General features: G+C 59.5%; 14 protein-coding genes. 2 read left to right on the top strand and 12 right to left on the bottom strand.

The window, feature by feature from the left end; all coding sequences use genetic code 11:
* Positions 1-162: 162 nt before the first annotated feature.
* The 10 genes from RDK48_RS08285 to RDK48_RS08240 all read right to left on the bottom strand — a co-directional run bounded on the left by RDK48_RS08285 (position 163) and on the right by RDK48_RS08240 (position 9,725).
* The gene (locus tag RDK48_RS08285; protein WP_298992114.1) at positions 163-1,269 is read right to left on the bottom strand and encodes a pseudouridine synthase; all 1,107 of its coding nucleotides are present in this window, start codon (positions 1,267-1,269) and stop codon (positions 163-165) included.
* The gene (locus RDK48_RS08280) at positions 1,266-2,465 is read right to left on the bottom strand and encodes a GAK system CofD-like protein (protein WP_298992116.1); all 1,200 of its coding nucleotides are present in this window, start codon (positions 2,463-2,465) and stop codon (positions 1,266-1,268) included. The genes RDK48_RS08285 and RDK48_RS08280 overlap by 4 nt, the downstream gene beginning before the upstream one ends.
* Positions 2,462-3,121 (bottom strand): 3'-5' exonuclease, encoded by a 660-nt coding sequence (locus tag RDK48_RS08275; protein WP_298992118.1) that lies wholly within the window; start codon positions 3,119-3,121, stop codon positions 2,462-2,464. The genes RDK48_RS08280 and RDK48_RS08275 overlap by 4 nt, the downstream gene beginning before the upstream one ends.
* A gap of 3 nt (positions 3,122-3,124) precedes the next feature.
* Entirely contained in the window at positions 3,125-4,537 is a 1,413-nt protein-coding gene (gene mnmE, locus RDK48_RS08270) for a tRNA uridine-5-carboxymethylaminomethyl(34) synthesis GTPase MnmE (RefSeq protein WP_298992121.1), read from the bottom strand.
* Positions 4,538-4,706: 169 nt separating this feature from the next.
* Positions 4,707-6,173 carry a protein jag gene (locus tag RDK48_RS08265; protein WP_298992123.1) on the bottom strand — a complete coding sequence of 489 codons (1,467 nt, stop codon included), beginning with the start codon at positions 6,171-6,173 and terminating at the stop codon, positions 4,707-4,709.
* A gap of 40 nt (positions 6,174-6,213) precedes the next feature.
* Positions 6,214-7,863 carry a membrane protein insertase YidC gene (yidC, locus tag RDK48_RS08260; RefSeq protein ID WP_298992126.1) on the bottom strand — a complete coding sequence of 550 codons (1,650 nt, stop codon included), beginning with the start codon at positions 7,861-7,863 and terminating at the stop codon, positions 6,214-6,216.
* Positions 7,864-7,871: 8 nt separating this feature from the next.
* A complete protein-coding gene (yidD, locus tag RDK48_RS08255; protein ID WP_136400527.1) occupies positions 7,872-8,135 on the bottom strand; it encodes a membrane protein insertion efficiency factor YidD in 264 nt (87 codons plus the stop codon).
* Positions 8,132-8,524 carry a ribonuclease P protein component gene (rnpA, locus tag RDK48_RS08250; RefSeq protein WP_022657772.1) on the bottom strand — a complete coding sequence of 131 codons (393 nt, stop codon included), beginning with the start codon at positions 8,522-8,524 and terminating at the stop codon, positions 8,132-8,134. The genes yidD and rnpA overlap by 4 nt, the downstream gene beginning before the upstream one ends.
* 36 nt (positions 8,525-8,560) lie before the next feature.
* Positions 8,561-8,695 (bottom strand): 50S ribosomal protein L34, encoded by a 135-nt coding sequence (gene rpmH / locus RDK48_RS08245; RefSeq protein WP_022657771.1) that lies wholly within the window; start codon positions 8,693-8,695, stop codon positions 8,561-8,563.
* Between the two features lie 385 nt (positions 8,696-9,080).
* Positions 9,081-9,725, bottom strand: a complete 645-nt coding sequence (locus tag RDK48_RS08240; protein WP_298992130.1) for a hypothetical protein — start codon at positions 9,723-9,725, stop codon at positions 9,081-9,083.
* 254 nt (positions 9,726-9,979) lie between these two features.
* Here RDK48_RS08240 and thrB point away from each other — a divergent pair, with 254 nt between their 5' ends.
* Complete coding sequence (gene thrB, locus RDK48_RS08235; RefSeq protein WP_298992133.1) at positions 9,980-10,543, top strand: homoserine kinase; 564 nt, start codon at positions 9,980-9,982, stop codon at positions 10,541-10,543.
* Positions 10,544-10,825: 282 nt separating this feature from the next.
* On the opposite strand, the gene RDK48_RS08230 is transcribed toward thrB, so the two are convergent.
* Positions 10,826-11,407 carry a translation initiation factor 2 gene (locus tag RDK48_RS08230; RefSeq protein ID WP_298992136.1) on the bottom strand — a complete coding sequence of 194 codons (582 nt, stop codon included), beginning with the start codon at positions 11,405-11,407 and terminating at the stop codon, positions 10,826-10,828.
* An 83-nt stretch (positions 11,408-11,490) separates the two neighbouring features.
* Complete coding sequence (locus tag RDK48_RS08225; protein ID WP_298992139.1) at positions 11,491-12,486, bottom strand: OmpA family protein; 996 nt, start codon at positions 12,484-12,486, stop codon at positions 11,491-11,493.
* Positions 12,487-12,801: 315 nt separating this feature from the next.
* On the opposite strand from RDK48_RS08225, the gene RDK48_RS08220 reads away from it, so the two are divergent.
* A complete protein-coding gene (locus RDK48_RS08220) occupies positions 12,802-13,752 on the top strand; it encodes a hypothetical protein (protein ID WP_298992142.1) in 951 nt (316 codons plus the stop codon).
* Positions 13,753-13,754 lie beyond the last annotated feature (2 nt).

Below are 13,754 nucleotides of genomic sequence, written 5' to 3'. Positions count from 1 at the left end.
GGTATGTTATGAGGTCATTCTTTTGCGCATTTCCGCGGCTGACGCGACTTTTCGCGGGAAAATTCCGTTACAGATTGAGCGCACAATCTATAATACGGCGCTGTTTGGCGCGCAATACTTTGCTACGTGAACTTGAAGAAAAACAACCAACCTGAGAAAAGCTCAATCGACAGATGTCAGCCATTCCAAAACTTGCCGGGCAACAGCTTTTGGCAAAAAAGACCAGGGGGGCGGCATGACGCAGTTTGTCCCCGGCAGCAGCAGACAGCCATGGTGCAGATAGAACGTGCCGTGGGATGTTTGAGCTTCAGCTTCGGGATCTTTGTCTGCGTAGAGGGGATCGTTCCACAGGGGGTGCCCCACAGCGGCGGCATGCGCACGGATTTGGTGGCGTGCGCCACGCCGGATGCGGCACCCGGCCAGGGTCAGCCCTGCACGGTGGAACTGTGGATCCATTGTGAGGGCGAGTTGCGGCAGGTCGTCCCCTTCAAAATAATGCAAGGGCGTAAAATTCGTCCAGCGTGTGCAGCCGGCGTCGCGATCAAGCACGCGGCTTTTGCTGCGCTTGTCCGTGCGCAGGGCAAAAGTCACGGTAAAATCTTCTTCCAGCCGCCCGGCCAAAAGCGCAACATAACGCTTTTCACAGCGTCCAGCCGCCTCGGCCAATCGGAAAGTCTTGGCCGCCTGCGGGGAAAGCGCCGCGCACACAATGCCAGAAGTGCCGTAATCAAGGCGCTGCATCAACTGAGGGGGCACAGCCTCCGCACTCATATCCGCACCATCTTGGGGGCCAGCCTCAGTGCAGCCCTGCCCTGCCAGCAACTGCGGCAGCATGCTCTCCAGGCTGGGCATGTTGCCGCCTGTTAATGCGGCAGTGTGCAAACCCACGGGCTTGTAAAAAAAGCAGAACTCGCCCTGCCGCTCCAAAAGCCTGGGCAAAGCCTCAAAATTCGCATCTGCGGGGCATGCGTCAGTATCGGCCACGTCAACAACGGAGTTCTGGGTCTGCTGGTCAGCGGTCGGCGCATCCGCCAGCGAAACCACATCGCCTTTACGCAAACGTTGCGCTGCCTTGCAGGAGCGCCCATTGACGAGCACCTGCCCACTTTCAATGCTGCGCTTGCGCCCCCGCAGGCCCATCTGCGGCAGCAGCAAGGTCAGGGCATAGTCCAGCCTCTGGCCGATCATGTCTGCACCGGAGGCTTCAAACTGTTTTGCAGTCGCTTGCTGCGCCTCGATGCAAGATACGGGAGGAGTTTCATTGCTCACAGGGTCACCGAACTGCCGGGAACAAGCTCCAGCAGGGCTTTGGCGGTTAATTCCGGCACATGGCGCTGCGGGTCATTTTCGTAGACCATGTGTTTTTCTACCAGCCGCACACCCAGTTGGGCGAGGGCGTCACGTTCACCAGCATCAAGCCCGCCCTCGTAGCGACCATTACGGGCATCAACCAGCACGGTCTGCAACAGGGCCTCGGCGGGGGCATCGGGGGCGTCTTCACGCAGATGGCGCAAGATCATGGCTGTCTGCCCCGCCACGGTCAGGCCGTGCAGTTCGACGTCTGTTCCGGTATTGGGAATAAAAATTTTTGGGCACTCTACGGCAGCCACGGCACGGCCTACATTCTGGGGCAACAAGTTGGCAAGCACGCTGGTGTAAAAACTGCCCATGGGATAGCAGATGGCTGCCGCCGAACGCAGGTAAGCCACCGAGGCCGGGGCAAGAGGCGGGCGGCAAGGGATTTGCAGTTTTTCTGCCTGCTCGGATCCCCGGCCGGGTTCGTGCACGGTGAGGAACAGCCGCCGCACTGCTCCGCTGAGATTTTTAAAGCGGTGCTGGCCCACCACAAGAGAGCCGTCTTCCAGCTCTGCCGCCAGATGCAGGCTTTCGCTCACAATGGGCAGTACCACGCCGCGCGTTTGCAGCAACCGACTGAGAAAGGCCATGACCGGGCCAAACACCCGCTTGTGGTGCAGGTAGCCCCCGGCCAGGATCAGATTGCCCAAGCAGGCGCGGAAGGGGTCGAAATCTTCGGGCATGCGTTGCAGAAAAAAATTGAGATGCAGACGCAGCGCATCTGCAAACAGCGGCGGCATCGCCGCCCATGCGGGATGCTCCCCGCTGCCCATGGCGCGCAACTGTTGGCGCAGTTCGTGCGGATCGTTGCATTCCGCCGACTGTTCCGGCAGCCTGCTGGCGCAGAATTCCATTACCGAGGCAGGCACAACCGCGCTGTCGGCCAGAGCCAGCAAACGGTTACGGATGTCGCCCACGGCAGGCATGGCAAAGCTACGGCGCAGAGCCGCAGAACTGCCGCCGGAATCAAAGGGCGTGACAAGATGAACGGAATTGTGGGTGTAGTGGATCAGTTCACGGCTCAGATCTCGCAGAGCCGTGCCGCCCGTAAAAAAAACCAGTCTGGGGCCAAGGGGCGGAAAGCAGAACAGCGAAGCACTTTCGCTCACACGGAGCTCCCCGCTGCCAGGGCATCGTTGCACGGCACGTCCTCAGACGCGCTGCGACAGGAGGGAATGAGCCCCATTTCACACATGCGCAAAAAAATCAGCCGTCCGATCCAGGCATCGGTGGCGGCGTAGGCAATCTGACGCGGGGTCAGCTCCATGAGGCTCCAGTTAGAACACTGCGAACCTTTAGAAATACGCCAGCCAAAAAAATTAGCCGCAAGGGTGCGCAAACCCTGACTGGGCATTTTGTGCGCACGGGCCACGCCGCCAAGATCCACAAGCCCCGCTGGCTCAAAGTCGTGCAGGCGGGCAAGATCACGCATATCGTCGCGGATGCCCACACCAGCCTTGACCTGATCGGGATTTGCCAGAATTTCGACCACATGCGGCCCGAACGGCAAAAAGGCCAACTGCACCAGATACACGGCATTGGCCGTGGCAAGCTGGATCAAAGCCGGAAAATTGCGGCGTCCCTTGCGAAAGGAAGGCCGTGTTTCCGTATCAAATCCAAGCAAATCTGCGGATCGCAGATCCGGCAGCGCATTTTTCCAGTCCTCCAGGGTGCGAATAACCTGCACTGGCCCTTCGTAATGAAAAAGGGGCATGCCGTTGATTTCTTCGCAACTCAGCCTGCGGCGCAAAACGTCCATATCCATAGGTTACTTACCAATGCAGAATTGGGCAAATATGCTGTTGAGCACTTCAGCCGGGCTGGAAAGCCCGGTCACTTCCCCCAGATGAGCGGCGGCCATATCAAGTCTGACCGCGCAACAATCGTAAGGCTGCCCTGCAACAACATCAGCACGCAGCCCTTCAAGTTCTTTCAAAGCCTTTTCCAGCGCCATGGATTGCCTTGCGTTGGGCGCAAGACCGTCTTCCGGCGCGGCATCCGAACCGCCCCCAAGCAGCACAGATCGCAACATGGTTGCAAGCTCTTCGACATATGTATCGGAAAGTGCGCTCACTGCGCAACAGGTTCGCGCACCAATCCAGCGGGGAGGGAACACTTTTGGCATGCAAATGTCACATTTGTTCCACACCACGAGCAGGGGCGTGTCGCCCACAGAGTCAAGAACCTCGCTGGCCGCAGGGTCAGGGCAGACCTCTGCCGCCGCACCCTCCTCACCCAGCAGCCCGCCATCAAGCACAAGCACAACAAGGTCAGCCTGCGAAACTTTTTCGCGGCTGCGCGTTACGCCAAGCTGCTCAACGGTTTCTTCAGCCTGCCGCAGGCCTGCTGTGTCTGTCAGGCGCACTGGCAGGCCATCAAGATTGCAGGTTTCTTCCAGAAAATCACGCGTTGTGCCGGGTATATCGGTCACAAGGGCGCGCTCGCGCCCTAGCAGCGCATTGAGAAGGCTGGATTTGCCAGCATTCACCGCGCCAGCCAGCACCACCACGGCGCCCTGCTGCACGATCTGGGCCCGTCTGCTCCCGGCCAGCAGCCGCCGCACAGCCAGCATGACCCTGTCAAGAACTTCACAGAGCGCGGCTGGTTCCATGCCTTCAACTTCTTCGTCAGGAAAATCCACAGCAAGACACATCTGGGCGCGCAGCATTTCCAGTTCTTCGCGCAGTTCGGCAGTGCGCCGACCAAGAACGCCTTCCAGGCGGTTGAGCCCGTAGCGCAGGGCCTCGCGCGAGGGGGCGGCTATAAGCTCGGCCACGGCTTCGGCCTGGCTCAGATCTATGCGCCCGTTGACAAAGGCGCGGCGCGAAAACTCACCGCGTTCAGCCTGCCGCGCCCCATGGCGCAGCGCACTTTCAAGCACGGCCTGCACTAAAAAGGGGCCTCCGTGGCTGTGAATCTCGGCTACATCTTCGCCCGTGAAGGTACGCGGCCCAGGCATAAAAACAGCCAAGGCATCATCCAGCGCCTCGCCGTTCCAGTCCAGCACGCGGCCCCTGTGCAAAAGCCAGGGGTGAAAATTTTCCACCTGTGCTGAAAGGGGCAGAAACATACGGGCAAGAATTTTCTTGGCCCGAGGGCCGGAAAGGCGCACTATGCCAATCCCCCCGGCACCGGGAGGGGTTGCAATGGCGGCGATGGTGTCGCCACGATCTGTCTGCATTGCTGTTTCCATATCTTGCCCTATGTTTGCGCGGCCTCGCCAACGCGTGTTGCCGGAGATCTGCGCCCAGTCAGGCTGTTTCTCCGGCAACGTAACAAGCACCTTCAAGACCCTGCTGGCCCCGCTTGCGGTATGAGCGCGCCTAGCGCATCTGCCAGTGAGGCTGAAGCTAGGCGCGTTCTCCCTTTCTGCGCATGATTACCACGCGCTTCATGGGGCCATCGCCCGTACTGCGGGTCTGCACGTCAACGGCCTCTTGCAGGCACACGTGCACAATACGCCGATGGTACGAAGAAAGCGGCCTTGTGGAGTAGGAGCGCCCGCTCTGGCGCACCTTGTCTGCAAGAGCCAGAGCCATTTCACGCAGTTTTTCATCCTGACGGCGGCGGTATTCACCGGCGTCAAGCTGCACACGCACGGCTGCATTCATACCGCGCGATACAATGCGCGATATCATGTATTGCAGGGCGGCGAGGGTCTGCCCCTCGCGACCAATCAGAAGGCCGGAGTCTTCATCGCAATCAATGCCCACATAAACCCTGCCGCCGCCGATCTTGACGGTGATGCCCACGCCGTCCCCTGTAATGGGCCGGATGAGCTTGCGCACGGTTTCATCCACAAGGGCTTCAAGTTTTGCGGCGTCAAGCTGCTCCAGGGGAGTAACCGGCAAACCCTCGCCTGCGGCTTCAAAATCATCTTCCAGTCCATCCGCAGGTGCGTCAGGGCGCGGTGCGCGCTCTGGGCGGTGATTCTCGCGCTGGACGGAACGGGCCTCTGCCCTGCCGCTGTTCCTGGTGTCGGAGCGGTTGCTTGAACGATTATCAGTTTGATTGTCAGGCCGGGAATCATTGCGCCGCCCTCTGGCTTCGCGCGCAGGGGTTTCAGCGGGATTGACCGCCTCCACGCCTTCTCCGCCTTCCACATTTCTGCCTGTGCGGTCACGGCCCCGGTCGTTTCTGGAATTTCTGCCGGAAGGCTTGGCCCCATTTCTGTCAGGCTTGCCGTTACGCTCGCCCCGGCGGTCAAAGGGCCGGTCGGCGGGTTTCTCCAGCACATTGCCATTAACGGCGGCATCCAGATCTTCTTCACTCTCAAAGGCGTCCAGAGACTGCGGCTTGCGGTTGCGGCCCCGGTTGCGCCTGTCATCCTGCTGGTTGCGTCTGTCGTCTTGTTGATTACGCTGAGGGCGGGCCTCCTGCTGGCGGTCGCGCCCATCGCCCCGGCCATTTTCGGCCTGAACCTCGGGAGCGTTGGGAGCACCCGAAGTTTTGGGGGCAGCCGATGCTGACGGCTCAGGTGCAGCCGTAGGCGCTTGCTCCTGCCGATTGCCGCCGTTTTTGCGCTGCTCCACAGCCCCGGAGTTCTCACTCGCGGATGCGGGCTGCCCGACAGACGGCGCAGGGGCCGGAGCCCCCTCGCCGTTCTTTCTGCCCAGAATGCTTTCCACAGTCTCGCGCAGTTGCACACGCCTTGCGCGAACCTGAGCCTTGCGCGCTCCAACGATGCCGAAAATGCCAGACTTGGCGTCCTGCACGATTTCAATCTCGAGCTTTTCACGCGCTGTATTGAAGTAGCCGCAGGCTTCTTCTATGGCGCTGTCGAGATCCTTGCCCTGGAATTCCTTAAACCCTTCCATACGAACCCCTTGCTGTGTCACGCGAACCCGCCGGGGCGGCCTACTTCGCTGCGGATGTAGAGAACTTCTTCGCCATCATCCTCTGCTGCGCAATGGACAGGATGTTGTTGACCAGCCAGTACACCACGAGGCCCGAGGGGAAGCTCAGGAACATGGCGGTGAAGATCAGCGGCAGGAACATCATGATCTTCTGCTGGGTGGGGTCAGTGGCCGGGGGGCTCATTTTCTGCTGGATGAACATGGTCAGGCCCATGACGACGGGCGTGATGTAGAACGGGTCTTTAGCCGAAAGGTCAGCCAGCCAGATGATGTCAGTGCCGGGCAGATAGGTGATGAAGGGCGCGTGACGCAACTCGATGGACGTGAGCAGGGCCTGATACAGGCCAAAGAACACGGGCATCTGGATGAGAATGGGCACACAGCCGCTGGCCGGGTTAACCCCGTAGGTCTTGTAGAGCGCCATGACTTCCTTGTTCATGAGCTCCTTGTTGTCCTTGTGCTTCTCACGAATAGCCACCATGTGCGGCTGAAGCTTCTTCATCTTTTCCATGGAGGCGTAGCTCTTGGCCGTAAGGGGCCAGAACAGGGCCTTGATGAGAACCGTCAGCAAAATGATGGCCACGCCCCAGTTGTTCACGTACTTCTGGAAAAATTCAAGCAGCCACAGCAAGCCCTTGGCGATCACATGGAACATGCCGAGGTCAATACTCTTGGCAAGCTGGTCAGAAACGGCGGCAAGCTTGGCGCGTTCCTTGGGGCCAACCCAGTAAGAAACCGTAAGTTCGCGCTCCTGACCGGGGCCGAGCATCACTTCAGGTTCTTCAACGGCAGCGCGGAACACGTTCTGCTGCATGCGGCCCTTGACGGTCACGTTGCTCGTGTCGCCGGGCAGCACCGCAGCAAGAAAATAGGTACTCATGGTGCCAGCCCAGTAAATCTTGCCAGCAACCTGCGCGCCTGTGGTTTCAAGCGTTTTGGGCGAAGATTCTTCGCCAAGGCTTCCATCGTTGTCCCAGGCAAGGCGCATGGCATCGTAACGGTCGCCTGCGGCATTGCTGGCATCGGCGGCCACAGTGTAGCTGACGCGAACACTGCGGGCCTGATCCGTGGTGTTCACCACACGGATTTTTTCGCGGATAAGATAGGTATCGGAGCTAAAGGTCATTTCGCGGATAACGCGCAGGCTGTCCACCTCGCCGTCAAAGCGCAGCACGCCCTGCTGTCCGGCGCCGATGTTCAGGCCGTTTTCATTGCCTTCCACAGACCACTGGCCTGTGCTCCACGAGGGCTGGCTGTTTACCACAAGGCCCAGAGGGGCAACTGCGGCGGTCTTGGGGTCAACAAGGTTGACCAGCGGGGAATCCACCGCAAGACCGGTCTGATACTGCTTGAGCTTGAAGGAGCGCAGCGCGCCGCCGCCAGTGTGAAAAACGGCTTCATAAAGGGGGGAGTTGACCGTGAGGTCGCGGCCCGGGGCGGGCGTGAATACGGGCATGGCCTGCTGCGCGGTTGCGGCGGTCTGCTGGGCCTGTTGCTGCTGGGCAGCCTGCTGCTGCTCCTGCTGTTGCTGGGCAACAATGGCCGGATCAGGCTTGCGGACCCAGCCCATGTACTCGGACACGTAACTCCAGCCCACAATAACGACGAGGCACAAAAGGATGGCGATGATCAGATTTTTTCCGTCTTGCATGAGGGCGTTCACTCCTGGGACAGTGGCGGGACGTCACGGGGACGTCTTGGTGGTGGAACAGGATCATAGCCTGAACCGCCCCAGGGGTGGCAGCGGGCAAGACGCTTGAGCGCAAGCCAGCCGCCCCGGAATATGCCGTGGGTCATGATGGCCTCTGCGGCATAGGCGGAACAGGTGGGATAAAACCGACAGGCGGGGGGAAGCACTGGCGAGATGCAAAGCTGGTAAACGCGTATGGGTAATATGCACAGATTACGCAGCAAATGACTCATGGCAGCCCATCCAATGCCGGACGGCCCGGCTCTCGCCGAACCACGCGCCGCATCAGCGGCAAAAGCTCGGCGGCTACGCTGGCCAAATCCAGCGCAGCCTCTCCGGCATGCTTTTTAGCAACGGTAACGATGTCAGCTTCTTTGGGCAAATCGCTGCGATGCAGGCGATAAAATTCCCTCAGCAGCCTTTTGACGCGATTGCGCACAACAGCATTGCCTACCTTGCGGGAAACAGCCATGCCAGTGCGCGCAGCTAGACCGGGACTATTGCCCGACAGCACAAAAACAAGGAAATGCTCTGTATGCAGACGCCTGCCCCGCTCATAGCACGCTACGAATTCCGCCCTACGGCGTATCCGCAGGTGCTGCGGCAGACCATTCTGATTCATGGGAATACCCATGTAGAACGGGGCAAGCCCGCCCCGCTAGGCGCTCAGAACCTTACGGCCCTTGGCGCGGCGACGACGGATGATGGCGCGCCCGCTCGGGGTGGCCATGCGGGTACGGAACCCGTGAGTGCGGGCCCTTCTGATTTTGCTCGGCTGATATGTTCTTTTCATGGCAGACTCCTTAAAAAATTTCCGGCAGGGCCTTGGGCCGACCACCGGAGCGATGCGGCACGCCGGGCCTGAGCGGTTTTGGGGCTACCCCCGGCTTTTAAGCGCGGAAGGGCAGCATTGCCCTGGCGTTAAAATATATGGAAGAAGCTACATACACGCCAGCACGGTCTCCGTCAAGCGCCAGATTCCCCATACGACGCGCGACTACAATGCCCTTGTTGCAAACATGCCGCAAGAGTAAACGCGCCACGCTCAAAAAAAATCTGATCTCAGCGCCTTCACACATTTTTTAGCGGATACTTCAAAGCGGCGCAGGCGGCTCGTGTGGCAAACATGGTTCGCGTGCGCAGTCATCACGAACCAGGATACCCGATATCTCAAGGCGTTAAGGCCGGGCGTTGGCTCTCGGCAGCACGTCATCCGCTGAAAATGCCGGTGGTGCGGGCACATCTGGCATAGCCCCGCTACCAGCACCACCAATACTGCCCACAGACGATGCCGCTGCCGACGAATATGGCATGGGCGCAGAACTTGGCGCGGGCGCAGCATTGGCCGCTTTGGTCGCGCCAGCAGCAGAAGCGCCAGACTTGGCCTGCGCTGGAGCAGCATTGCTCAGCGGCGGGATGGCGCTGCTGCTGACAGGCGCCGGAAGAGATGTTTTGCCCACCCCCTTGGGTGCCGGAGATGTGGCGGGCTGCGGGGCGGCCTTTGAAACCTTGACCTTGCGCTTTGCCTGGCGCGCGGGCGTTTTTTTGTCCACCTGAGGTGTCATGGCCAACTCCGGTACAGCCGCAGGATCCACAAACCGCGCCCCTTCCAGCGCAATCTGCCGGGGCGTCACCAGTGTGTTCCAATACAGCCGCCCGCCACCGCTGTGCAGCCACACATCAGTAAGGTTGGTGGCCCCGGTGGCTGTGTGAGCAGGTACCTGAGGCGGCAGGGGGACGGCCTCCACGGCGGCCGCAACGGGAGCGCGGCAAAGGGAAAACGCCAAAAAAGCAAGCAATAGCATACCAACTGACTTGCGCATAAAACTCACCTCTACTGCGCTTATCGGCCTTGAAGCAAAAAAACTTTAGCCTGCGAAAAAAAGAAAGCTCCGACGCGGAGGAGAATGCAGAACGCCTGCGCACCGTCAGCCGCTGGTTGGCAAAGCCCGGCGTTGACAGGCAGCGCTGGCTTGGGCACATTCCCACTAACCGATTTACTTTCAGAAATTTACGTACGCACCCGCATGACAGCATAGAGGCCATGCGCTTCCATTCAAGCAATTCAGGAGTCCGCATGTCCAGCAAGCCGGATTTAACAGCAGCCCCCGCGATGCCTGCCCCCTGCATAACCCTCATAGGCATGGCCGGAGCGGGTAAATCCACTGTGGGTTCAGCCCTGTCGCAAGAGCTGGGATGGGCTTTTGTTGACAGCGACCACCTGATCGAAGCCGCCTACGGCGCACGCCTGCAAGACATCACCGACACATTGGGCAAAGCAGCCTTTCTGGATACCGAGGGCAAAGTAATCTGCGCCATCAAGGCCAACAGAACGGTCATAGCCACTGGCGGCAGCGTCATCTACCGCGATGCGGCCATGCGGCATCTGGCTGCGCTTGGGCCTATCGTCTATATTGATGTGCCCTTTCATCTGATTGAAGAACGCATCGCCCGCAATCCAGAACGCGGCATTGCCATGAACCCCGGCGAAAAGCTCGAGGATATTTTTAACGAACGCAAGGCCCTGTATACATATTATGCAACCCTGCGTTGCCCCGCCGAGGGTAAAAATCCGGCCCAGTGCGCGCGCTGGATTCGCGATCACCTGCCCGAGGGTTTTCTGAAAGGCGATGCCGCCTGATCTGGCTCTTGCCGCTCCCACCACTGGCAAGAGCCATTCACCCATTTTGTTCTGACAGTATTGCCAGGGCCAAAGCCCGGTCCATTCTGCATATCAGGGCCAGCCTGCGGGTGCAGTTCTGTCTGTACGGTGGCACCGCCGCTCACGATCAAAAAAAACAAAAGCGGGGCCGAAACCCCGCTGAAATCTCTTCACGAACGGCAAATCACCGAGCGTGGAACATCCGCTCCGGCAGAACGCAGCACCAGGCAGCGCGCAACCAGAGCGGCGTTACTACTTTTGCTAATACTGCCAGGTCGAACCGTCAAAACGGATCAGCTCGTTAATGTTGCGGGCCTTGACCTGTTCGCACGAAGCAGTAGACATAGCTTCCTGACGGGTCTTGCCACGGCAATCCATTACCCTTTCCTGATACCGGATAAAGCCGACGTACTGACCAGTGGGGCTGGGGCGCAATTCAGTGGTTACGTTGGAAGAGTCCACATCAATGTAGGTCCCCACGTAATCCTTGCCGTCCTGGCGCACTTCCCTGGAAGACTTGGAAGGCATCACCGTGCGGGCAGCCTGGGCGGCCAGCCTGTTGCCCACCATGGTGAGCTCGGCGGCGACCTGGGCTTCGGTCTTCGCGCCTTTTTTGGTGGCAACGGGCTTAACTTCAGCCGGTTTTTCGGCCTTGGTTTTACCCTTCTTGCCCTTAGCGTCCTTGGCAGGAGCAACAGGGGCCGGGGCCGGTTCGGGGGCTGCGGTCTGTTCCTGCGGCTGAGCGGGCTTTATTTCTTCATCTGTGGAAGAAGAGCCGCCAAACCAGGCGCAACCGCCAGTGGTCAACCCCAACGTGAGAATGAGTGCCAGAATCTTACGCATGTGCCATGCACCTCATAAAAAGCCGGGCGGCATACACCACCCGGCTTTTGCTTTAATTCGACTGACGCGAAGACGCTCCGAGATTACTCGAAGGACACTTCGGTGCGCCGGTTCATGGCGCGACCTTCGTCGGTCTTGTTGTCATACTTGAAGGACTTGCCGCGGCCAATGGCGGTCATGCGGCTGGAGGGGATGCCCTGCTTCACGAGGTAGTTCTTCACGGAGCTGGCGCGTTCCTGCGAAAGCTTCATGTTGTAAGCATCGGAACCCACAAAGTCGGTCCAGCCGGAGAGAACAACGCGCTTGTTGGGGTTGTTCTTGATCAGGGTGGCGGCTTCGTTCAGGATGCCCATGGCCTTGCCGTCAAGAGCATAGGAATTGAAAGCGAAGTGCACGCCGCGCAGCACGATGACGTCTTCGTCCTTGCAGAACACGGAAAGCACAAAGCGTTCAACAGCGGCATCGCTGGTGGCCAGTTCTTCACCGCGCACCACAATGGCGTTGGAGTTCAGAGCGCCGAGCTTTTTGATGGTGGCTTCACCGTTGGGGGTATCGGCCAGGGAGATAACATGCACAACCAGGTTACGCTGGCTGGCGTACATCTGGCTCACAACCTGCACGAGGTCGGTACCACGGTTGTTGTCGCCGTCGGTCACGAGAATCAGGGCGGCGTCGCGCTTCATGCTGGAGATGAAGGGTTCATACGCCTGCAAGCCAGTGCCCATGCTGGTCATACGACCAAAAATATCAAAGTCGCTACGCAGCTTTTTGATACCCGCGGCCATGGCGGCGCGGTCCCAGGGACCCTGAGAAATAATGGCGCTGTTGGGCGTAATGGTGTGCAAGCCACCATTGTAGCTCAGAGCGGGGATAGCGGCGTTGATGCGCGTGAGCACATTTTTGGCCACAATGATCTTGTCCTGCTTGAGCCTGTCGTTCTTCATCATCATGGAACCAGAATAGTCCACTACGAAGTCGAAGCTTTCAATTTTCTTGTTACAAGCTGGAGCGGCCGCAGCGGCCACGGCGTAGCTCAGAACAAGAGCGGCCGCAAGAGCAAGAAGACGAAACGATTTCATACTGCCTCCCAAACGTTGTTAGTGTCGTCGATTACCGTCAACAACAGTAAATCGCGGTGTGCCCGCCACGTTACCGGCTCACTCACAGCCATAGGCCTTGGAGACGGCAACTGCCTTTCACATACCCGCGTTTAGGAAAAACCGCAAGTTGTAAATAGGAAACACTCTTTCGCTTTTTCATCACAGTCCAACTGCAACGTACATCCGATTATTTCCTTTTGTCAGCAAAAATCCGGCGGCTGACCCCACTCTGCCGCCAGCGCTGGACAGCCCGCCGGGGCTGAGGCATACTTTGTCAAGAACCAAGGATTTTCCATGCCTGCACTTATTTTTTCCAAATGGAGCCCCGGGGGCAACACCACCCTGCTTTTCCCCGACACTGGCCAGCGCCCGGCAGAACAGGCGCGTCTGGCGTCATTGGCGCTGGATTCTTCCATGCTTGGGGGCGAACAGGCGGGATTTGTGAACCTGCCCCAGCACAAGCTGCGTATGGCAGGCGGTGAATTTTGCGTCAATGCCAGCCGCGCTGTGGGGGCCTTGCTGGCATACTCTGCCCAATATTCAGGCCCGGAACAGGGAATGCTGGACGGAATTGCCCCTCGCAACGAGCGAGCGCCCGAAGCTGCTGCCCCCGCAGAAAACCCTGTCCGCTTTGATGAAATTCAGGTTTCCGGCTGGCAGACGCCTGTGCGCCTGCGCACCCGAGGCTCTGCCCCGCTCTGGCAGGTGGAGGCCCTGCTGCGCCTCCCTGAATATTCCATTACTACTATAGAAAAAGGCGCGCATCTGGTTCGCCTGCCGGGCATCTGCCATCTGCTGCTTGGCGGGGCAACGCACCCCCTGCCCGATGACTGCCATGCCGTGGCCGCCCAGTTACGCCAGCAGCACGGCCTTGAGGCCGAACCTGCCGCGGGAGTCATCTGGTGGCGGGAATGCCAGGGCCTGCTGGATATGCTGCCCCTTGTGCATGTGCGCGATGCCGGAACAACATTTCTTGAGAATGCCTGCGGTTCAGGGGCCTTGGCCTTGGCCCTGTGCCTTGCGCACGCAGGCACGCGCCGATCTTTTTCCATCATGCAGCCCGGCGGTTCGGCCCTGGACGTGCGGCTGTTTGCCGAAGGCGGCCTTGATATGGCTGGCATAGACGGCCCGGTGTCGCTTGTGGCCCGTGGCAAGGTCTGGCTGCCCGATCCAGACGCCCGGCCCGGGTTGGCCCCAAATCCGGCTCCCGGTCTGACATCCAGTTTGTCCCCCACTTTGAGCTGACG

This window comes from uncultured Desulfovibrio sp., assembly GCF_902477725.1.
GTDB lineage: Bacteria > Desulfobacterota > Desulfovibrionia > Desulfovibrionales > Desulfovibrionaceae > Desulfovibrio.
This window is presented reverse-complemented; position numbering and strand designations above follow the sequence as displayed.

Excerpts from the sequence above, each read along its gene's own strand:
- thrB (WP_298992133.1), top strand. The coding sequence starts at position 9,980 with ATGTCCAGCAAGCCGGATTTAACAGCAGCCCCCGCGATGCCTGCCCCC.
- RDK48_RS08220 (WP_298992142.1), top strand. The coding sequence starts at position 12,802 with ATGCCTGCACTTATTTTTTCCAAATGGAGCCCCGGGGGCAACACCACC.
- rnpA (WP_022657772.1), bottom strand. The coding sequence starts at position 8,524 with ATGAATCAGAATGGTCTGCCGCAGCACCTGCGGATACGCCGTAGGGCG.
- RDK48_RS08265 (WP_298992123.1), bottom strand. The coding sequence starts at position 6,173 with ATGGAAGGGTTTAAGGAATTCCAGGGCAAGGATCTCGACAGCGCCATA.
- RDK48_RS08275 (WP_298992118.1), bottom strand. The coding sequence starts at position 3,121 with ATGGATATGGACGTTTTGCGCCGCAGGCTGAGTTGCGAAGAAATCAAC.
- yidD (WP_136400527.1), bottom strand. The coding sequence starts at position 8,135 with ATGAGTCATTTGCTGCGTAATCTGTGCATATTACCCATACGCGTTTAC.
- yidC (WP_298992126.1), bottom strand. The coding sequence starts at position 7,863 with ATGCAAGACGGAAAAAATCTGATCATCGCCATCCTTTTGTGCCTCGTC.
- mnmE (WP_298992121.1), bottom strand. The coding sequence starts at position 4,537 with ATGCAGACAGATCGTGGCGACACCATCGCCGCCATTGCAACCCCTCCC.
- RDK48_RS08230 (WP_298992136.1), bottom strand. The coding sequence starts at position 11,407 with ATGCGTAAGATTCTGGCACTCATTCTCACGTTGGGGTTGACCACTGGC.
- RDK48_RS08225 (WP_298992139.1), bottom strand. The coding sequence starts at position 12,486 with ATGAAATCGTTTCGTCTTCTTGCTCTTGCGGCCGCTCTTGTTCTGAGC.
- rpmH (WP_022657771.1), bottom strand. The coding sequence starts at position 8,695 with ATGAAAAGAACATATCAGCCGAGCAAAATCAGAAGGGCCCGCACTCAC.
- RDK48_RS08240 (WP_298992130.1), bottom strand. The coding sequence starts at position 9,725 with ATGCGCAAGTCAGTTGGTATGCTATTGCTTGCTTTTTTGGCGTTTTCC.